General features: G+C 63.8%; 18 protein-coding genes. 3 read left to right on the top strand and 15 right to left on the bottom strand.

The window, feature by feature from the left end:
• Nucleotides 1-42 precede the first annotated feature (42 nt).
• The 4 genes from ACM43_RS21780 to ACM43_RS21795 form a co-directional block, all read right to left on the bottom strand.
• A complete protein-coding gene (locus ACM43_RS21780) occupies nt 43-504 on the bottom strand; it encodes a DUF3237 domain-containing protein (protein ID WP_271542807.1) in 462 nt (153 codons plus the stop codon).
• A gap of 216 nt (nt 505-720) precedes the next feature.
• Complete coding sequence (locus tag ACM43_RS21785; RefSeq protein WP_157283672.1) at nt 721-2,040, bottom strand: TRAP transporter large permease; 1,320 nt, start codon at nt 2,038-2,040, stop codon at nt 721-723.
• A 2-nt stretch (nt 2,041-2,042) separates the two neighbouring features.
• A complete protein-coding gene (locus tag ACM43_RS21790) occupies nt 2,043-2,552 on the bottom strand; it encodes a TRAP transporter small permease (RefSeq protein WP_035997911.1) in 510 nt (169 codons plus the stop codon).
• Nucleotides 2,553-2,761: 209 nt separating this feature from the next.
• Complete coding sequence (locus ACM43_RS21795; protein ID WP_271543082.1) at nt 2,762-3,778, bottom strand: TRAP transporter substrate-binding protein; 1,017 nt, start codon at nt 3,776-3,778, stop codon at nt 2,762-2,764.
• A 415-nt stretch (nt 3,779-4,193) separates the two neighbouring features.
• Here ACM43_RS21795 and ACM43_RS21800 point away from each other — a divergent pair, with 415 nt between their 5' ends.
• Complete coding sequence (locus tag ACM43_RS21800) at nt 4,194-4,613, top strand: PaaI family thioesterase (protein ID WP_271542808.1); 420 nt, start codon at nt 4,194-4,196, stop codon at nt 4,611-4,613.
• A gap of 85 nt (nt 4,614-4,698) precedes the next feature.
• Here the strand turns inward: ACM43_RS21800 and ACM43_RS21805 are convergent, their stop codons facing one another.
• Nucleotides 4,699-5,583: a LysR family transcriptional regulator gene (locus ACM43_RS21805; RefSeq protein WP_271543084.1), complete on the bottom strand. Its 885-nt coding sequence runs from the start codon at nt 5,581-5,583 to the stop codon at nt 4,699-4,701.
• Between the two features lie 121 nt (nt 5,584-5,704).
• On the opposite strand from ACM43_RS21805, the gene ACM43_RS21810 reads away from it, so the two are divergent.
• Entirely contained in the window at nt 5,705-6,337 is a 633-nt protein-coding gene (locus ACM43_RS21810) for a pyridoxamine 5'-phosphate oxidase family protein (protein WP_271542809.1), read from the top strand.
• Between the two features lie 181 nt (nt 6,338-6,518).
• Here ACM43_RS21810 and ACM43_RS21815 read toward each other — a convergent pair whose 3' ends face one another.
• Genes ACM43_RS21815 through ACM43_RS21825 form a run of 3 tightly spaced genes read right to left on the bottom strand, consistent with a single transcriptional unit; the run spans nt 6,519 to nt 10,062 of the window.
• Entirely contained in the window at nt 6,519-7,250 is a 732-nt protein-coding gene (locus tag ACM43_RS21815) for an ABC transporter ATP-binding protein (RefSeq protein ID WP_225111652.1), read from the bottom strand.
• Nucleotides 7,247-9,016 carry a branched-chain amino acid ABC transporter ATP-binding protein/permease gene (locus ACM43_RS21820; RefSeq protein WP_271542810.1) on the bottom strand — a complete coding sequence of 590 codons (1,770 nt, stop codon included), beginning with the start codon at nt 9,014-9,016 and terminating at the stop codon, nt 7,247-7,249. Before ACM43_RS21820 ends, ACM43_RS21815 begins: the two co-directional genes overlap by 4 nt.
• 5 nt (nt 9,017-9,021) lie before the next feature.
• The gene (locus ACM43_RS21825; protein WP_271542811.1) at nt 9,022-10,062 is read right to left on the bottom strand and encodes a branched-chain amino acid ABC transporter permease; all 1,041 of its coding nucleotides are present in this window, start codon (nt 10,060-10,062) and stop codon (nt 9,022-9,024) included.
• Nucleotides 10,063-10,235: 173 nt separating this feature from the next.
• On the opposite strand from ACM43_RS21825, the gene ACM43_RS21830 reads away from it, so the two are divergent.
• Nucleotides 10,236-10,757, top strand: coding sequence for a MarR family winged helix-turn-helix transcriptional regulator (locus ACM43_RS21830; protein ID WP_157283677.1), 522 nt, complete (start codon nt 10,236-10,238; stop codon nt 10,755-10,757).
• Between the two features lie 31 nt (nt 10,758-10,788).
• On the opposite strand, the gene ACM43_RS21835 is transcribed toward ACM43_RS21830, so the two are convergent.
• The 7 genes from ACM43_RS21835 to ACM43_RS21865 form a co-directional block, all read right to left on the bottom strand.
• The gene (locus tag ACM43_RS21835; protein ID WP_271542812.1) at nt 10,789-12,072 is read right to left on the bottom strand and encodes a glycerate kinase type-2 family protein; all 1,284 of its coding nucleotides are present in this window, start codon (nt 12,070-12,072) and stop codon (nt 10,789-10,791) included.
• A gap of 190 nt (nt 12,073-12,262) precedes the next feature.
• Nucleotides 12,263-13,492: an ABC transporter substrate-binding protein gene (locus ACM43_RS21840; RefSeq protein WP_035997932.1), complete on the bottom strand. Its 1,230-nt coding sequence runs from the start codon at nt 13,490-13,492 to the stop codon at nt 12,263-12,265.
• 178 nt (nt 13,493-13,670) lie between these two features.
• Nucleotides 13,671-14,900 (bottom strand): ABC transporter substrate-binding protein, encoded by a 1,230-nt coding sequence (locus tag ACM43_RS21845; RefSeq protein ID WP_035997935.1) that lies wholly within the window; start codon nt 14,898-14,900, stop codon nt 13,671-13,673.
• Between the two features lie 248 nt (nt 14,901-15,148).
• Nucleotides 15,149-16,375: an ABC transporter substrate-binding protein gene (locus tag ACM43_RS21850; protein WP_157283679.1), complete on the bottom strand. Its 1,227-nt coding sequence runs from the start codon at nt 16,373-16,375 to the stop codon at nt 15,149-15,151.
• A 116-nt stretch (nt 16,376-16,491) separates the two neighbouring features.
• Entirely contained in the window at nt 16,492-17,727 is a 1,236-nt protein-coding gene (locus ACM43_RS21855; RefSeq protein WP_035997943.1) for an ABC transporter substrate-binding protein, read from the bottom strand.
• Nucleotides 17,728-17,757: 30 nt separating this feature from the next.
• Complete coding sequence (locus ACM43_RS21860; RefSeq protein ID WP_036021517.1) at nt 17,758-18,777, bottom strand: branched-chain amino acid ABC transporter permease; 1,020 nt, start codon at nt 18,775-18,777, stop codon at nt 17,758-17,760.
• A 2-nt stretch (nt 18,778-18,779) separates the two neighbouring features.
• On the bottom strand, nt 18,780-19,658 hold the full coding sequence (locus ACM43_RS21865; RefSeq protein ID WP_035997949.1) for a branched-chain amino acid ABC transporter permease: 879 nt from the start codon (nt 19,656-19,658) through the stop codon (nt 18,780-18,782).
• Between the last annotated feature and the right edge of the window lie 2 nt (nt 19,659-19,660).

Raw genomic sequence — 19,660 nt, forward strand, 5'->3', positions numbered from 1 at the left:
ATCGTCCGGCGCGATCCGGCTAGAGGCCCTACGGCCTCTCCCTCACATCACCTGATGCACGTCGATCACGACGCGATCCGCATGGCGCGCCGCAGACGCCACGAAGATGTGCTCCATCAGCCAGCGGTACTTTTCGTGCCCGGTCTCGAACCTCGGCACGGTGCGGAAATAGATCAGTTTCGGATCGACCGGCTCGCCGCGCTTGAGCTTTTGCAACAGCTCGACCGGGCCGAAGCGCATACCTCTGTTCTCGACGTAGACGGTCGCACCGTCCTCGGTCTCGAAGGCGTATTTCGCTTCGAGATCGATCAGCTCGTTGGGCCGGATGGTCTGGAAGTCGGCGCCGAAGGGGAGCACCTTTCCGCTGACCGCGCCCGTCACCTCGCCGCCGATGATCGGAATGATCCGGCGGACGCCGATCCCGGTCTCGCCCGCGGTCACGACGTCGCCGATCCGCGCGGTGATGGTGAAAACGTATCTTGTTTCGAGGGTCGGGGTGGTCATCGCTTCACCTCTTAATTGACCATGACGAACGATACCCGCGTCTTACCCTCCCCTGGAGGGGGAGGGTCGGCGCGAAGCGCCGGGGTGGGGTGATCTCTCCGCTCGGGCAGTCTTCAATGTGGAGAGACCGTCACCCCACCCCGCTCGCGCTATGCGCGATCGACCCTCCCCCTCCAGGGTCCCTCCAGGGGAGGGCAAGTAACGGTCTTCGCCAAGCTAATGCGCCATCATCCGCGTCGGTAGCCAGGTCGCCAGCAGCGGCAAGGCGATCAGGATCACGAGGCGCACGAGGTCCGTTGCCACGAACGGGCTTACGCCCCGGAAGATGGTGGAGAAGGAGACGTCCTTCACCACGCTTTTTATGACGAAGACGTTCATGCCCACCGGCGGAGTGATCAGGCCGAGCTCGACGGTCACGACGATGATGATGCCGAACCAGATCGGATCGAACCCCAGATGCATGATCACCGGGAAGATGATCGGCACGGTCAGGATGATCATCGCCATGGCATCCATCAGGCAGCCGAGCACGAGATACATCACCATGATCAGGGCCAGCACGCCGTAGGGGCCGAGGCCGAGCCCGGTGAGGAATTCCGTCACCTTCTGCGGCGTCTGCGTCACCGTCAGGAAATAGCCGAAGATCAGCGCGCCGATCAGCACGGTGAACACCGCAGCCGCGGTGCGCGTCGCCTGCAGCAGCGAGGCCAGCACCTTCTCGCGGTCGAGGCGGCCGGTCAGCACGCCGATGATGAAGGCCCCAGTCGCGCCGACGCCGCCGGCTTCGGTCGGCGTGAAGCGCGGCAGGAAGGGCAGTCCGTAGAGGCCGCCGATGACGAAGATGAACAGCAGCACCGGCGCCCAGATCTCCTTCAATCCGGCAAAGCGCTCGCGCCACGGCGTCACCTTGCCCTTGGGCAGGAAGTCGGGGCGGAAATAGCCGATCAGGGAGATCGTGATCATGTACATGGTCATCGCGAGCAGGCCCGGGATGATGCCGGCGATGAACAGCTTGCCGATGTCCTGCTCGGTGATGATGCCGTAGACCGCAAGAACAGTGGATGGCGGTAGCATCGCGCCCAGCGTGCCGCCGGCCGCGATGACGCCGGTGGCGAAGGACTGCGGATAGCCGAAGCGCCGCATCTCGGGATAGGCGACGGCAGAGAAGGTCGCCGCGGTCGCGACAGACGAGCCGCAGATCGCGGCAAAGCCGCCGCAGGCGCCGACGGTGGCAATGCCGAGTCCGCCGCGCAAATGTCCGACGAAACCGTTGGCGGCGCGGAATAGCTCGCGGCTCATGCCGGAATTGCTGACGAAGGAGCCCATCAGCAGGAACATCGGGATGACGCCGAAGGTGTAGTCGGTCACGGTCCGCATGGTGACCTGACCGACCATCTTCAGGGCCGGTGTCGAGCCCACGAGATAGCTGAAGCCGCACACGCCGACGAGGCCCATGGCCATGCCGACCGGCACGCGCAGCAGCATCAGGGCGAACAGGGCGACGAAGCCGATGACGGCGACGGCGTCGGTACTCATGGTCACTCCGTCACCTTGATCTTGGGTTCATGCATGTCTTCGGGGTGGAAGATCAGCCGGTACGTGCGGATCGCGATCAGCAGCACGGCGCAGACGTCGCCGATCCACGCGACGAGGAAGAACGGCCATGTCGGCATGTGCAGGTCGAAGGTCTGAACGTTGTCGTTGTAGGTCAGCCGGACCTTGTCGAACAGCGTCCAGGTCTGCACGGTGACGACGAACAGCAGCACCAGGGTCGCGAACACGTCGATCCAGCGCTGATGGCGCGGCCCGACATTGCCCCAGACCAGGTCGACCGTGATGTGGGTGCCGCGATAGGAGGTTGCCGCGATTCCCCAGAAGATGAGGATGCCGAGCAGCATTCGGCCGATGTCGAAGCTGTCGGGGATCGAATAGTTCAGCGTGTTGCGCAACAGCACCGACAGGAAGATGTCGAGCGCGACGATGCCGACGAAGCCGGCCGCGATCCATTCGATCGAGTCGATCACGCGATCCATCCAGGAGCGCTTCATGGGGGAAGATTCCTATCTAAATCCAGCGAAGCCGGGTTCAGTTTGTCCGCGAGGGAGGTGCGCTCCCTCCCCCGCTTGCGGGGGAGGGTTGGGGAGAGGGTGCTTCCACAATCGAGAACCCCCAAGAGGAGAGAGCCCTCACCCGCGCCTTCGGCGCGACCTCTCCCGCAAGCGGGAGAGGTGCAGTGAGCGCGTGCCACTGCTGGGCGTCACTCCGCCAACGCGTTGTACTTCTTCAGCGAGGCCTTGAGCTCGGCGAGCGCCGCATCCGGATCGGCACCGGCCTTCTTGGCGCCGTCGCCCCAGGTCTTGACCAGCGGCTCGGCGGCCTTCTTCCAGGCCGCGATCTGCTCGGGGGTCAGCTTGTAGACCTCATGGCTGGATTCCGCCTTCACCTTGGCGATGCCGGCGTCCTCGAACTTGCCCCAATGCTCGCCGACCGCGCCTGCCATCTCGACCGTGCAGTTCTTGTCGATCGCGGCCTTCTGCTTGTCGGACATCGCATTGTACTTGTCCTTGTTGATCACGAACACGAAGGTCGTGGTGTAGAGCGGCGCCTCCATGTCGTACTTGGTCACCTTGTCGATGCCGAACAGCACCAGGGAGCCCCAGGGGAAGGTGACGCCGTCGGCGACGCCGCGCTCGATGATGTCGCGCACTTCCGGCGCCGAGGATTGCACGTTGGTGCCGCCGAGCGAGGTGACGAAGTTCGCCATGGTGGCGTGGGCGGGGCGGATCTTCATGCCCTTCACGTCCTCAGGGTTGACGATCTTCTTGGTGCGGGAATGGAACGAGGAGGGCGAGTGGACGAAGGCGAGGCAGTATTTGACGTCCTTCATCTCCTTCTCGGCATATTTGCGATACCACGCGTCGAGCCCCATCGAGCCGCCCTTGGCATCCGAGATCAGGAACGGCAATTCCCCGGCGCCGATGATCGGGAAGCGGCCAGGCTGGTAGCCGGGATTGACATAGGTGACATCGGCGATGCCGTCGCGCGCCATGTCGTAATGGTCGAAGGCCTTGCCGAGCTGCTGGGCCGGAAACACCTTGCCGGTAATGGTGCCGCCGGAATCCTTGTTCACCGCAGCCACCCAGTCTTCCAGCGATTTCTGCAGCGGATGCGATGCCGGCACCCAGTGCGAGACCTTCAGCTCAAATGTCTTGTCCTGCGCGAGCGCAGGGCTCACGCTTGCTGCCAGCAGCAAGGCCAGACAGGCTTTCCTCATCACGCGTCTCTCCCTTTTGCGACGGCGGGCTTCGTTGGCCCGGTCTCGTTAATTAACATGTTATCTAATTCGCCGACGCATTCAAGCCGGAACTGAGGCGCGCCGTGTCGCGCCATCTACGTCAGCCATGTTGCATGGATTTGTCGCTGCTCGGGCGACCACCGCTCTCCCTTTGCGCAAACGTTATATGGTATAATTATCGCCTGCGAGCCTTTGCCACAAGCAGGCTGCGACCAAAGCCTAACAGGATCGGAAGCAGCATGTATTGCGGACAAAGGTCGCAATCGTCGGGCCGTTGCGGCGATGGCGGGGCTCGTTTCAAACATCTGCACAAATTCCGTTTAAAGCTTTGTAGGTGATGCATTCCTCGCGTCATTCGCTTCCAATGCAGCCAAGGCAATGAAGCGAGACCGCCATGACCCGCACCGACATCCCCGCCGGCTACGAGCCGCATTTCCGTAAAGCGCCGCTGACCGATCCCTGGGAGCCGCTCTATTCGAAGAAGACCGACAAGGGCGTCACCGTCGGACTGCGCCTGGCGACGCCACACACCAACGCCCGCGGACTGATCCATGGCGGGCTGATCGCGGCGCTCGCTGACGCCGCCATGGGCTACAGCTGCGCCCAGGCGACGGGCTGGACCACGTCGTTCGTCACCATCTCGCTGTCGGTCGATTATGTCGGCGCTGCCGAGATCGGCCAATGGCTCGCGGTCGAGGGCGAGGCGATCAAGACCGGGAACACGATCTGCTTCGCGCACTGCCTGGTGAAGGCCGACGACGCCGTGATCGCGCGGGCCAGCGGCACGTTCCGGGTGGTGCCGAAGAAAAGCTAGTTGGCATTCCGGGGCTGGCGAAGCGAGAACCCGGAATCTCGAGATTCCGGGTTCGGTCCTGCGGATCGTCCCGGAACGACAGTCCTCACCCAAACCTCCACTCCGCCGTCTCCACCACGAGATCGACGAACGCGCGCACCTTGGCCGAGAGCAGGCGCGAGGTCGGGTAGACGATGTGGATCGGCAGCGCCGGCTGCTCGTATTGCGCCAGCACGATCTTCAGGCGTCCGCGCTTCAGGCCCTCGGCGGCCTGATAGGCCAGCACCCGCGTCACGCCGCCGCCGGCCTCGGCATATTGCAGGGCGGCGTCGGCGCTGTTGCTGATGAAGCGAGGCGACAGCGGCAGCCCGATATCGCGGCCGTCGCGCAGGAAGCGCCATTCGGACCAGGGGCCGAACTGGATGGTCTGGTGCGTGGCGAGCGCTTCCGGCGTCTTCGGCTCGCCGTTGCGCTTGAGATAACCGGGCGCGGCCACCACGATCCGTCGCATCTCGCCGACCTGGCGTGCGACAAGCGAGGAATCGGCGAGATGGCCGATCCGCACCGCGGCATCGACGGCGTCCTCGACGAGGTTGACGAGATGGTCGGACAGCCTGAGCTCGGCCGTGACCTCGGGATAGCGCTTGAGATAGGCGGTCATGACCGGCCCGACATGCAGGCGGCCGAAGCCGACCGGCGCGGACACGACGAGGCGCCCGCTCGGCCGATGGCGTTCCTCCCGCGCCGAGCCGTCAGCCTCCTCGACGTCGGCGAGGATGCGCCGCGCGCGCTCCAGATAGCGCGTGCCGACGTCAGTCAGCGCCACCTGCCGCGTGGTCCGCTGCAGCAGCCGCGCGCCGAGATGCTCCTCCAGCGCCGCGATCATCCGCGTCACCGCCGACGGCGACAGCCGCAGTTTGCGTGCGGCCGGCGCAAAGCCGCGCAGGTCGGCGACCGTGACGAAGACTTGCATGGCTTCCAGGCGGTCCATGGGCATTATTGCATATATCGCAATGATGAAGTGTCAAGCTGCTCAATTGTTTTAGACGCCGAAGGGCCCAGATTAGGCGCGGAAGACGCAGCAATGCGCCGGAATTTCAGGAGACGTTCCGATGACGGCAATTGATACTTATGCCAGCGACGTGGCCTTTTCGCCGGCGGTGAAGACGATCCAGGCGCGCAAGGGCTCGCGCGAGGCCTATGCGCGCAGCGAGCAGCGCGGCTGGCGCACCGAGGTCGACGACAATCTCGCCGCGTTCCTGGCCGACGCCAACAGCTTCTATTTCGCCACGGCCTCAGCCGACGGCCAGCCTTATATCCAGCACCGCGGCGGCCCGAAGGGCTTTCTCAAGGTGCTGGACAAGCAGACGCTCGCCTTCGCCGACTATGCCGGCAACCAGCAGTTCATCACGCAAGGAAATCTCTCGGAGAATTCCAAGGCCTACATCTTCGTGATGGACTACGCCCACCGCCGCCGTGTGAAGATCTGGGGCGAGGCGCGCGTGGTCGAGGACGACGAAGCGCTGACCACGTCACTGATGCCGAAAGGCTACCGCGCCCGGCCCGAGCAGGTGATCCTGTTCAAGATCGCAGCCTGGGACACCAACTGCCCGCAGCACATCCCGCAGAAGTTTGATGCAGCCGATGTCGCGGCCGCGCTGGCGGCGAGGGATGCGAGGATCGCAGAGCTGGAAGCGGAGGTTGCGGCGCTGAAGGGGGAGAAGACAGCGGGTGTAGCTCCGTAACCACTTCTTCTTTTACCCTCCCCTGGAGGGGGAGGGTCGATCGCGCGAAGCGCGAGCGGGGTGGGGTGATCTCTCAACACGGGCAGTCTACGACGCGGAGAGACCGTCACCCCACCCCGCTTCGCATTCCGCTCCGCTACATGCGAAGCGACCCTCCCCCTCCAGGGGAGGGTAGGCGACACTAAATCGCACTTTCGCCTTCGTGCTGGAAGCCGAGATAGCTTGCCGCGACCCGTTCGTTGGCGGCGATGTCGCTGGCCTTGCCGCTGAGCACGAACTCGCCGAGCTCCATGACGTAGGCGTGGTCCGCGATCTTCAGCGCGGCCTGTGCGTTCTGCTCGACCAGCAGCACGGAGACGCCGGCGGCGCGGAGCTCGGTGACGATACGGAAGATGTCGGCGACGATGATCGGGGCAAGGCCCAGGCTCGGCTCGTCCAGCATCAAGAGCTTCGGCTCGCCCATCAGCGCGCGGCCCATCGCGAGCATCTGCTGCTCGCCGCCGGAGAGCGTACCGGCGAGCTGCTTGCGCCGCTCCTTCAGCCGCGGAAACAGCGCATAGACCCGCTCCATCGAGGCTTTGGCCTTGCTGCGCTCGATCCGGAACGCGCCCAGCTCGAGATTGTCCTCGACATTCATGGTCACGAACAATTCGCGATGCTCGGGAACGAGACCGAGGCCCATCGCGACACGGTCCTCGATGTCGAGGCGGGCGAGATCCTGCCCGGCAAAGGCGACGCGGCCCTTCAGCGGCAGGATGCCCATGATGGCCGAGAGAAGCGTGGTCTTGCCGGCGCCGTTGGCGCCGACGATGGTGACGATCTCGTTGGCGCCCACTTCGAGCGAGACCGAACGCACCGCCTCGACCTTGCCATAGGCGACATGCGCGTCGGTGACGGACAACAGCGTGCTCATGCCGCCACTCCGAGATAGGCCTTGATCACTTCGGGATTGGTCTTGATCGTCGCCGGCGTGCCCTCCGCGATCTTGGTGCCGAAATCGAGCACCACGATGCGGTCGGCAAGGTTCATCACGAAGCCCATGTCGTGCTCGACCAAAAGGACGGACATGCCGCCGTCGCGCAGCTCGCGGAGCAGTGCGGCCAGCCGTTGCTTTTCCATGTGGCGCAGTCCGGCTGCCGGCTCGTCGAGCAGCAGCAGCATCGGATCGACGCAGAGCGCGCGGGCGATCTCGACGATGCGCTGCTGGCCGAGCGAGAGCGAGCCTGCCAGCTGGTGCATCTGCTCGGCGAGGCCGACGCGCTCGATCTGGCGGGCGGCCTCGGCGAGAAGCTTGGCCTCGTCAGCGCGGTCGAGCCGCAGCATCGAGGAGATCGGGCCGGAATGGCCGCGCAAATGTGCGCCGATCGCGACGTTCTCCAGCACGGTCATGTCGGGGACGAGCTTGACGTGCTGGAAGGTCCTGCTGATACCGAGCTTGACGATCCCCTGCGGCGGCGCGTTGTCGACCTTCCTGCCGAGCACCGAGATCGAGCCCGAGGTTGCCGACAGCACGCCGGTAATCAGGTTGAAGGTCGTGCTCTTGCCGGCGCCGTTCGGGCCGATCAGCGCGACGATCTCGCGGGCCTGCACGTCGAAGGACACGTTGTTCACCGCGACCACGCCGCCAAACTGCTTTCGCGCCTTCTCGACCTGAAGCAGGACGCCGGTCTCGGCGGGCGCGCGGGTGCGATGCTCCAGCTTCAGCGAGGTGTCCGGCTTCTTGCCGTCGGTGCGCTCGGGGAAGAACGACATCAGCCAGGGCCAGAGGCCGCCGGGCGCAAGCTGCAGCAGCGCCACCAGCATGATGCCGAACACGATGGTCTCGACCTGGCCGGAGCCGGGCAGGATCAACGGCAGATAGCTCTGCAGCACCTCTTTCAGGATCACGACGATCGCGGCGCCCAGCACGCCGCCCCAGACATAGCCGGCGCCGCCGACCACCGCGATGAAGAGATATTCGATGCCCATATGCGCGCCGAACGGCGTCGGGTTCACCGCGCGCTGGAGATGGGCGTAGAGCCACCCGGACAGGCCCGCGAGCACCGCGGCATGGATGAACACCAGCAGCTTTGCCCGCGGCGTGTGGACGCCGAACGCTTCGGCGGCGACATGGCCGCGGCGCAGCGCGCGGATGGCGCGGCCGGTGCGGGAGTCCAAAAGGTTCATCGTCAGCAGGGCCGAGAGGATCACGGCGACCCAGATCGCGTAATAGATCGAGCCGGGCGAGAGCATCTTGAAGGCACCGATCGACAGCGGCGGGATCGCCGAGATGCCGTCGTTGCGTCCCAGAAACTCCAGCTTGCTGAACAGGTAGAACAGCCCAAGCCCCCAGGCGAGCGTGCCGAGCGGCAGGTAATGCCCCGAGAGGCGCACGGTGATCAGCCCGAGCAGCACCGCGAGCGAGCCGCTGACCACGAGCGACAGCGGCAGCGTCAGCCAGGGCGACAGGCCATAGGCCGTCGTCAGCACGGCGGTGGTGTAGGCACCGAAACCGACGAACGCGGCCTGGCCGAACGAGGTGAGGCCGCCGACGCCGGTCAGCAGCACGAGGCCCATCGCGACCAGCGCGGCAAGGCCGATATTGTCGAGCAGCACGATCCAGAACGGGGGCACGCCCGGGATGAGCGGGATCGCCGCCATGAGAATCGCAAAGACGAGGATGGGAAACCGGCTCTGCATCGGGCTCAGTCCTTCTCTTCCTCGACCGCGGGCGCGGCGAGCGAGCGCAGCAGCAGCACGGGGATCAGCAGCATGAAGACGATCACCTCCTTGTAGTTGGAGGCATAGAAGGACGAGAACGCCTCGACGATGCCGACCACCAGCGCCGCGACGGCGGTGAGGGGATAGCTGACGAGGCCGCCGATGATCGCGGCAACGAAGCCCTTCAGCCCGATCAGGAAGCCGGAGTCGTAATACAGTGTCGTGATCGGCACGATCAGGATGCCCGAGAGTGCGCCGATCACGGAGGCCAGCAGGAAGGCGATCTGGCCCGACAGCGTCGTGCGGATGCCGGCAAGCCGCGCCCCGAGCCGGTTGACCGCAGTCGCGCGCAGCGCCTTGCCGTAGAGCGTCAGGCCGAAGAACAGCCAGAGCGCGACGATGAAGGCGATGGTGATGGCATAGACGGTGATGCTCTGGCCGGTGAAGCGCAATGCGCCGGCGGTGAAGGCGCCGGACAGCACGGCAGGCCCGCGCTGGCCTTCGGCTCCGAAGAACAACAGGCCGAGGCCCTGCAGCGCGAGATGGACGCCGACGGAGGCGATCAGCAGCACCAGCACCGAGGTGTGCGCCAGCGGCTGGAAGGCGATGCGGTAGAGATAGAGGCCGATCATCGCCACGATCACCAGCGACAGCGCGATGCAGACCGCGACCGGCGGTTTCTGCGCCGCGAGCGACAGGGTCAGCGCCAGCACGATCGCCGGCAGCACGACGTTGGCGATGAAGCTGCGAACGACCAGCCGCCCGTGCAGCGCCTTGCGCGCCACGAACAGGTCGAAGCCGAACGCGCCGATGCCGAGCGCCAGCGCCAGCTTTGCCGTGCCCGGCATCTGGCCGGCGGCCAGCGAGGCATAGGTCAGCGCGCCATAGGTGACGAATTCGCCCTGGGGAATGAGGATGACCCGGGTGACGGCGAACACCAGCACCAGCGCCAGGCCGAGCAGCGCATAGATCGCGCCATTGGTGATGCCGTCCTGCACCAGGAACAGCATGATGGTGGTATTCAAGACCGGACGCTCCCCCTAATCCGGACCGGTCCCCTCGATTGCGGTGGACGGTCCGTTCACAGCCATTGAAAAACGCAGGCGATATTTGGTATGGTCCATAACAATTATCAAATATAACTTCAAGGGTGGGAACGACCCGCCCCGGAATTTAGCGGGATTACGAGCACGAGGCGATGACCGTTTCCAAAACCGCTGAAAAGTCCTCCGACAAGCCGGCCGACCCGGCCAAGGGCCGCAAGGACGCAGGCGAGCCGCAGGCGGAGGCCCTCCAACTCGGCGAGCTTTCCGAGCAGCTGGGCTATGTCCTGAAACGTGCACAGCTCAAGGTGTTCGAGAATTTCCTGCGCTGCATGGCCTCGCTCCAGCTGACGCCGGCGCAGTTCTCGGTGCTGCTGCTGGTCGAGAAAAACCCCGGCCGTAACCAGACCGAGATCGCCTCCACGCTCGGCATCCTCAGGCCGAACTTCGTGGCCATGCTCGACAATCTGGAGAGCCGCGACCTCTGCGCGCGGATCCGCTCCACCAACGACCGGCGCTCGCACATCCTGGTCTTGACCGACAAGGGCAAGGCCGTGCTGGCGCGCGCCAAGAAGCTCGTCGCCACCAAGCACGAGGCCCGGCTGAACGACTTGCTCGGCCAGGCCAACCGCGAAGCCCTGATCGGGATGCTCGCGAAGATCGCCAACGAGTTTTGACTCTTACCCTCCAGGGGAGGGTAAGCGAACGTCAATCCACCAAAATCACCCTGATGTCGTTCACGTTGGTCAGCGTCGGTCCAGGCCGCAGCAGGTCGCCGGTCGCCTCGAAGAACGTGGTGGCGTCGTTGTTGTCGAGATAGGCCTGCGGCTCGAGCCCCAGCGCCTTCATCTTCGCGAACGTCGCCGCATCGATCAGCGCGCCGGCGGGGTCGGTCGGGTGGCCCGCGCCGCCATCGGCGCCGTCGGTGTCGCCGGCCAGCGCGGCGATGCCGGAAGTGTCCTTCAAGAGCGAGGCCAGCGCCAGCGCGTATTCCTGGTTCGGCCCGCCGCGCCCGTTGCCGCGCACGGTGACCGTGAGCTCGCCGCCGGAGAGAATCGCGACGCGCTTGCCCTGGCTGCGTGCCTGAAGCGCCAGCCTGGCGTGATCGGCGGCGACCTCGCGCGCCTCGCCTTCGAGATCGGCGCCGAGATCGATGGTCCCGTAGCCGGCCTCGCGCGCGAGCTTGACCGCAGCGTCCAGCGACTGCTTGGGCCGCGCGATCAGCTCGAACGAGGCGCGCGCAAAGGCGGCGTCGCCCGGCTTGCAGCTCTCGTTGTTGGGATCGTTGAGCGCGCGGCGTACCGCATCGTCGATGTCGAGCCTGTATTTCGCCACGATCGCGCGCGCATCCGCCAGCGTGGTCGGATCGGGCACGGTGGGGCCGGAGGCGATCGCGGACGGATCGTCATGCGGCACGTCAGAGATCGCGAGCGTCACGATCTCCGCGGCGTTGCTGCCGGCGCGGGCGAGACGGCCGCCCTTGATCCGCGACAGGTGCTTGCGCACGACGTTCATCTCGCCGATCGGCGCGCCCGAGCGCAGCAGCGCCTTGTTGACCGCCTGCTTCTGCGCGAAGCTGATGCCGTCCACCGGCGCGATCCAGTTGGCCGAGCCGCCGCCGGTGAGCAGCACCAGCAGCAGGTCGTCCGGCCCGGCCTCGCCCGCGAGCGCGAGCGTGTCGGCCGCGCCCTTCAGGCCCGCTTCGTCAGGCACGGGATGACCGGCCTCGACCAAGCGAATGCTGCGCGTCGGCACGCCGTAGCCGTGGCGCGTGGTGGCGATGCCGACGAGGCGCTCCGGCGCCAATCCCAGCGCATCGAGATAATGCCGCTCCGCGGCCGCAGCCATCGCGCCGGCGCCCTTGCCGGCCGCAAGGCAGATCACGCGCCCCCTGGGCGCAGGCCGCAGGTGAGGGGTCAGCACCACGCCCGGATGGGCGGCAGCAACGGCAGTGTCGTAGAGCGCGCGGAGCAGGGGACGTCGGTCGGTCATGGACAATGGCCTTGCGCAAACTGGACTGGCGGCGACGAGGTCGCCGCCATCTGCCTACCGCATCGTGTGCCGAAGCGTAAGCGCCTTCGCCGTCATTCGATTGTGCAATCGCGTGATCATAATTGCCACCCAAAGGAGAAGCCCCCTGCGCGATCAGCGCAGGGGGCTCGTCCTCCGCGCGTTGCAGTTTCTAGCCGCCGGCGTCGGCGCTGATCACCTCGCCGAACAGATCCCACTTGTCGCCCTTGAACTTCATCAGCTGCAGCGAGCTGATCGGCGCGAAGTCGTTCGGCCCGGTACTGATCTTGATGCCGGGCAGCAGCACTTCGGTGCGGAAGTCCTTCAGGCTCGCCGCCTGCTTCATGACGTTCTCGCGCGTGAGATTGTCACCGCACTTCTTCAGCACCTCGACCAGCGTCTGTGCGACGCCGTAGCCGACGATGGTGCCGCCGTCGAGCTTGTCGCCCTCGGGGAAGTACTTCGTCATGAATTCCAGGAACGCCTTCATGCCGGCGTCGTCCTTCCACTGCGGATCGGAGACGTCCTTCAGATAGGCGGCCGAGATGATGTCCTGCGAATTCTCGAAGCCGGCGGGCTTGATCACGCTGCCGACCGAGGCCGAGACGTTGTTGAGGAAGTGGGTCGGCTTCCAGCCGATCTCGGAAATCTTCTTGATCGCCTGCGCCGCGAACTTCGGCGTGGTGATGTTGATGAAGACGTCGGCGCCGGTGGCTTTCAGCTTGACGATGTGGTTGTCGATGGTCGGCTCCGACGTCTCGTAGCTTTCCTCCAGCACGATCATGCTCGCGGCCTTGGCCCCCAAGCCGTCCTTCAGGCCCTTCAGGTAATCCTTGCCGTAGTCGTCGTTCTGGTAGAGCACGCCGATCTTGGCGTTCGGCATAGCCTTGAGGATGTATTTCGCGTAGATCTGCGTCTCGCTCTGGTAGTTGGGTTGCCAGCCCATGGTCCACGGGAAGTTCTGCGGATCGTTCCACTTGGTGGCGCCGGTGGCGACGAACAGCTGCGGCACCTTCTTCGAGTTCATGTATTTCTGGATCGCGGAGTTCGGCGGCGTGCCGAGCGAGTTGAAGACGAGCAGCACCTCGTCGCTCTCGACCAGCTTGCGCGCCTGCTCCACCGTCTTCGGCGGCGAGTAGGCGTCGTCGTAGGAGACGAAATTGATCTTGCGGCCGTTGATGCCGCCCTCTTCGTTGATCTTCTTGAAATAGGCGGCTTCGGTGCGACCGATGATGCCGTAGGCGGAGGCCGGTCCGCTGTAGGGCATGATGTTGCCGATCTTGATCTCGGTGTCGGTCGCACCGGTATCGTATTTCTTCTGGGCCGTTGCGGTTGAGGCCGAGGCCGCGATGAGCGCGAGCGCCAATGATGCGGCCGCAAGCTTGCCGGTGACAGCAGGCATTCCAATCTCCCTGTTTTTTCTTTGTGTGTGCGTCCCTTTTCTTGTCTCGTTTTTCTTCGCGACGCGAGCGCAATTCAATACGATTTGCCCGAAAGCTTCAAGGAAAAGCCCCTGCGGCATGGCCGCAGGGGCTGCGTCTTTCGTCGGTTTGGCTACATCTTGAGCAACTGGTTGATGGTCAGCCGCCGACGTCGCCGCTCAGCACCTCGCCAAATGGCACCCAATGCTCGCCCTTGAACCGGATCAGCTGCAGTTGCGAGAGCGGCGCGAAATCGGTCGCCGAGGTGTTGACCTTGATGCCCGGCAACAGGCCCGCCGGCTCGAAGTCCTTGATGTTGGCGGCCTGCTTCATGATGTTCTCGCGGGTGAGATTGTCACCGCATGCCTTGAGCACGTGAACGAGGCCTTGGGCGACGATATAGCCGTACATCACCGAGGCGTCGGCGCGGTTGGCTTCCGGATAATACTTATCCAGAAATTCGTTCCAGGCGATCATCGCCTTGTCGTTTTTCCACTGCGCGTCGGTGGGATCCTTGAAATATTGCGACGAGATGATGTCCTGCGCGTTCTCGAAGCCGGCCGGCTTGATCACGCTGCCGATCGAGGCCGAGACGTTGTTGAGGAAGTGCAGCGGCTTCCAGCCGATCTCGGCGTTCTTCTTGATCGCCTGTGCGGCGAATTTCGGCGTCGTGATGTTGAAGAACACGTCGGCGTTGGTCGACTTCATCTTGACGATGTGGGAGTCTATGGTCGGCTCGGAGACTTCGTAGCTGTCCTCGATGACGATCATCGAGGCGGCCTTAGCGCCGAGCCCGTCCTTGAACCCCTTCAGATAGTCCTTGCCGTAATCGTCGTTCTGGTAGAGCACGGCGATCTTGGCGTTCGGATGGTTCTTCAGGATATACTTGGCGTAGATGATCGACTCGATCTGGTAGTTGGGTTGCCAGCCCATCGTCCACGGGAAGGTCTGCGGGTCGTTCCACTTCGTGGCGCCGGTGGCGACGAACAGCTGCGGAACCTTCTTCTGGTTCATGTACTTCTGGATCGCCGAGTTCGGCGGGGTGCCGAGCGAGTTGAAGATCAGCAGCACCTCGTCGCTCTCGACCAGCTTGCGCGCCTGCTCCACGGTCTTCGGCGGGGAATAGGCGTCGTCATAGGTGATGAAGTTGATCTTGCGGCCGTTGATGCCGCCTTCTGCGTTGATCTTGCGGAAATAGGCCTCTTCGGTCTTGCCGATCACGCCGTAGGCGGACGCGGGACCGCTATAGGGCATGATGTTGCCGATCTTGATCTCCGTGTCGGATGCGCCGGTGTCGTATTTCTTCTGCGCGAGCGCTGTCGTGGACAGCGTGGCGGCCAGCACGAGGGCAGCCGAGAAGGCCCCCAATCGCACATGCATTGCAGGCATTTTGATCTCCCTGGACAGGATTGAATGTGTCGTTTGTTCTTATTGGGAGCGATCGTTGCGCGTCGCTCCGTCACGCATTCAATACCTATCCACGGCCGTCAGCAAGAAGAACGCCTGCACGGGCCTCGCGCGGGCGGCGATCTCGTCGAAGGCTGTGCTGAATATTCCGGCGCGTGAGATTCTTTTTGCGGGGCAAACTCGCCGCTTGAGTTGCTTTACGGGAAAGCGGCTATTTTGAATTGCGTCGTTCAGTGGCTCATCTCGCTCGAGATGATGTCACCGAACAGCTCCCATTTCCTGCCCTTGAAGCGCATCATCTGCAGCTGCTCGATCGGGGCGAAATCGTCGGGCGCGGTGTTGATCTTGATGCCTGGCAGCAGCGTGTCGGGTGCGAAGTCCTTCAGGCTGGCGGCCTGCTTCATGACGTTCTCGCGGGTGAGATCGTCGCCGCACATCTGCAGCACCTTCACGATGGTCTGTGCGGCGGCATAGCCGTACACGACGCCGGCATCGAGCTTGTTGGCCTTGGGCTCGTATTGCGCGAGGAAACTGTAGAACTTCTTCATGCCGTCGTCGGCATTCCACTGCGGGTCGGAGCCGTCCTTGGTGTAGGTCGCCGACAGGATGCCTTGCGAGACTTCAATGCCCGCTGGCTCCAATACGCCGCTGACCGAAGCCGAGACATTGGAGATGATGTGCATCGGATGCCAGTTGATCTCCGCGGCTTTCTTGATTCCCTGCGCGGCGAATTTCTGGTTTGTGAGGCTGATGAAGATATCGGCGCCGGCCGCCTTCAGCTTCACGACTCGCTCGTCGATTGCGGGCTCGGAAGTGTCGTAGGCTTCCTCCCGCACGATCATCGAAGCCTTGGCGCCGAGGCCCTCCTTCAACCCGTTTAGATAATCCTTGCCGAAATCGTCGTTCTGGTAGAGCACGCCGATCTTTCCGTTTGGCTTCTCCTTCATGATGTATTTGGCATAGATCCGGGCCTCGCTGACGTAGCTCGGCTGCCAGCCCATGGTCCAGGGATATTGCTTGGGGTCGTTCCATTTCGAGGCGCCGCTCGCCACGAACAATTGCGGCACCTTCTTCTCGTTCATGTACTTGCGGATGGCGCTGTTGGTGGAAGTGCCGAGCGAGCCGAAGATCAGCAGCACGTTGTCGCTCTCGACCAGTTTTCGCGCCTGTTCCACCGTCTTTGGCGGCGAATAGCCGTCGTCATAGGAGATGAATCTGATCTTGCGGCCATTGATGCCGCCCTCGGCATTGATCTTGTTGAAGTAGGCTTCCTCGGTTCTGCCGATCGCGGCATAGCCGGAGGCCGGACCGCTGTAGGGCATGATGTTACCGATCTTGATCTCAGTATCGGACGCGCCGCTGTCGTATTTCTTCTGCGCCAGCGCCTCGCCGCTCATTGCAGTGCACAAGGCAAGCGCGGCCCAGAGCGGCGCAACCTGGGAACGAACGGCGGCCATTGTTCTCCTACCCCGGGATGGATCGATCGCATTGAACAAGATTGGCGCCTGTCGTCAACAAAAAGCCCCCGCGACTGTCCGCGGGGGCTCCTCGTCCTCGATCATCGCGTCACGCGTCACTCGGAGGCGACGTCACCGCTGATGATCTCGCCGAACAGTTCCCACTTCTCGCCCTTGAAGCGCATCATCTGCAGCTGCGCGATCGGAGCGAAGTCGGTGGCGCTGGTGTTGATCTTGACGCCGGGCAGCAGCGTATCCGGAGCAAAGTCCTTCAACGAGGCGGCCTGCTTCATGATGTTGGCGCGGGTGAGATCGTCACCGCACATCTCCAGCACCTTGGCCAGCGTCGAGGCGGCGCCATAGCCATAGACCATGCTGGTGTCCGACTTGTCGGCACCCGGCATGTACTTGTCGACGAACTCGTTCCACTTCTTCATGCCTGGGTCGTTGGCCCATTGCGGATCCGTGGAGTCCTTGGCGTAGGCAGCCGACAGCACGCCCTGCGCGTTCTCGAAGCCGGCCGGCTTCATCACGCTGCCGACCGAGATCGACACGTTGGTGAGGATCTGGAGCGGCTTCCAGCTGAGCTCGGCGGTCTTCTTGATGGTCTGGGCCGCGAACTTCGGCGTGGTGTAGATCAGCAGCACGTCGGGATTGGCGGCCTTGATCTTGACGATATGGCCGTCGATCGACGGCTCGGAGACCTCGTAGCTCTCCTCCATGACGATCATGGAGGAGGCCTTGGCGCCGAGGCCGTCCTTGGTGCCCTTGAGGTAGTCTTTGCCGAAATCGTCGTTCTGGTAGAGGATCGCGATCTTGGCGTCCGGCTTCTCCTTCATCAGCCACTTCGCGTAGATCTGCGCTTCGCTCTGGTAGGAGGGCTGCCAGCCCATGGTCCAGGGGAAGTTCTTCGGGTCGTTCCACTTGGTGGCGCCGGTCGCGACGAAGAGCTGCGGGATCTTCTTGGAGTTGAGGTACTTCTGGATCGCACTGTTCGAGGGCGTGCCGAGCGGGTTGAAAACGACCAGCACCTCGTCGCTCTCGACCAGCTTGCGAACCTGCTCGACGGCCTTTGGCGGCGAATAGCCGTCGTCATAGGTGACGAAGTTGATCTTGCGGCCGTTGATGCCGCCCTTGTCGTTGATCATCTTGAAATAGGCTTCTTCGGTCTTGCCGATGATGCCATAGGCCGACGCCGGACCGCTGTACGGCATGATGTTGCCGATCTTGATCTCGGTATCGGACGCGCCGGTGTCGTATTTCTTTTGGGCGAGTGCAGCGCCGGAGGTGAGAGTGATGGCCGCCGTTGCCGTGACCAGCGCGGCGGCTCGCAGTGTTCTTCCAAAATACAATTCAGTCTCCTTGGTTAATTCAACGGGTCTTCAGTTCTTTCTGAGCTTGCCGACGAGTTGCTGGCCCAGGATCGCGACCTGCCTTGCGCCATGCGGCACGAGGTAGATGACGAGGAACAGCAGCACGCCGAACACCGCGCCGGAGAGGCCCTTGGAGATGCTCTCCGCCATGTTCGGCACGAAGATGATGAAGGCCGCACCGACGAACGAGCCGGGTAGCCAGCCGACGCCGCCGACGACCATGCCGAGGAACAGCGAGATCGCGAGCGTGATGGTGTAGCTGTCGGGTGCGACGAACTGCACCGCGATGGCGCCGAGCGAGCCCGCAACGCCGGTGATGCCGGCGGACACGCCGAACGCCAGCGTCTTGTACAGCGCGACGTTGACACCCATGGAGGAGGCCGCGATCTCGTTGTCGCGGATCGCCATGAAGGCGCGGCCGGAGCGGGAACGCAACAGGTTCACCGAGAAGATGTAGATCGCGACCGTCACGGCGAGCGTGAAGTAGTACAGCCACATGTCCTGCGACATCGGCAAGCCGAACGGTGCGTCCGGCTTGGTGACGACGAGGCCCTGCACGCCGCCGGTCCAGTGCTCGAGGAAGTTCAGCTTGAGCAACTGCGGCATCGCGGTCGCGAGCGCAAAGGTCGCGAGCGCGAGATAGATGCCCGACAGCCGCAGCGCCGGCTTGCCGAACAGGTAACCGAATCCGAAGCAAATCACGGCGGAGATCGGAATGGTCAGCGCGTAGTTGACGTTGGCATGCTCCATCAGCACCGCAGACACATAGGCGCCGACGGCGTAGAACGCGCTCTGGCCGAGCGAGAACTGGCCGCTTCCGCCGGTCAGGATGTTCAGCGCCAGCACCGCGAGCCCGTAGATCAGGAGCATCGTCATCTGGAAGATGATGAAGTTCTTGACGAACATCGGCACGATCAACAGCGCCGCCAGCACCACCAGCGAGGTGCCGGTGCCCAGCGTCATGGCCCGCTTCGGAACCGCCTCGACCGCCTCGTGGCCCTCGGCGACGACTTCTTCTGCTGCGCTCATGATCAAACTCGCTTGACGATATGCCGGCCGAATAGACCAGCGGGTTTGACGACCAGGACGGAGATGATCAGCGCGAGCGCGATCGGGAGTTTCAGCTCATTGCCGACGCCGGGGATGTAGGTACCGGCGAGATTCTCGAACACGCCGACCAGGAAGCCGCCGACCACGGCGCCGAACGGGCTCGACAGCCCGCCGAGCACCGCCGCGGCGAAGCCGTAGATCAGCACGCCGCCCATCATGTTCGGCTCGAGGAATACGACGGGCGCGATCAGCATGCCGGCGATCGAGCCGATCGCGGTCGCCATGCCCCAGCCGAGCGCGATCATCCAGCTCGTGTTGATGCCGACGAGGCGGGCCGATTCCGGCACCGACGCTGCGGCTCGCATCGCAAGGCCGATGCGCGTGTACTGGAAGAAGAAATAGAGCGCGAGCAGCAGCGCCACGGTGACGCCGATCATGCCGGCCTGGTGCGTCGAGATCAGCTGGCTGCCGAGGAACGGTGCGGAGCCGAACGGGGTCGGATATTGCTTGATCGTGAAGTCCCAGATCAGGCCCGCCGAGGAGTTGATGATCGCAAACAGCGCGATGAAGCCGGCGACGTTGGTGAGCACCGGCGCCTTGACGAGCGGCTTGAACAGGATGCGCTCGATCGCGATGCCGGCGACGAAAGAAAATGCCAGCGTGATCAGGAAGGCAGCCCAATAAGACACGCCCCACTGCATCAGCTGCCATGAGATGAAGGTCGAGAACATCGCCATCTCGCCTTGCGCGAAGTTGAGATGGTCGATGGCCTGGTAGATCATGACCACGGCGAGCGCCATGCAGGCATAAATCGCCCCCGTGGCGATGCCGGCCAGGACCTGGTTGGTGAACAGCTCCATTG

It is taken from the genome of Bradyrhizobium sp. CCBAU 45321 (genome assembly GCF_028128975.1).
Classification (GTDB): domain Bacteria; phylum Pseudomonadota; class Alphaproteobacteria; order Rhizobiales; family Xanthobacteraceae; genus Bradyrhizobium; species Bradyrhizobium yuanmingense.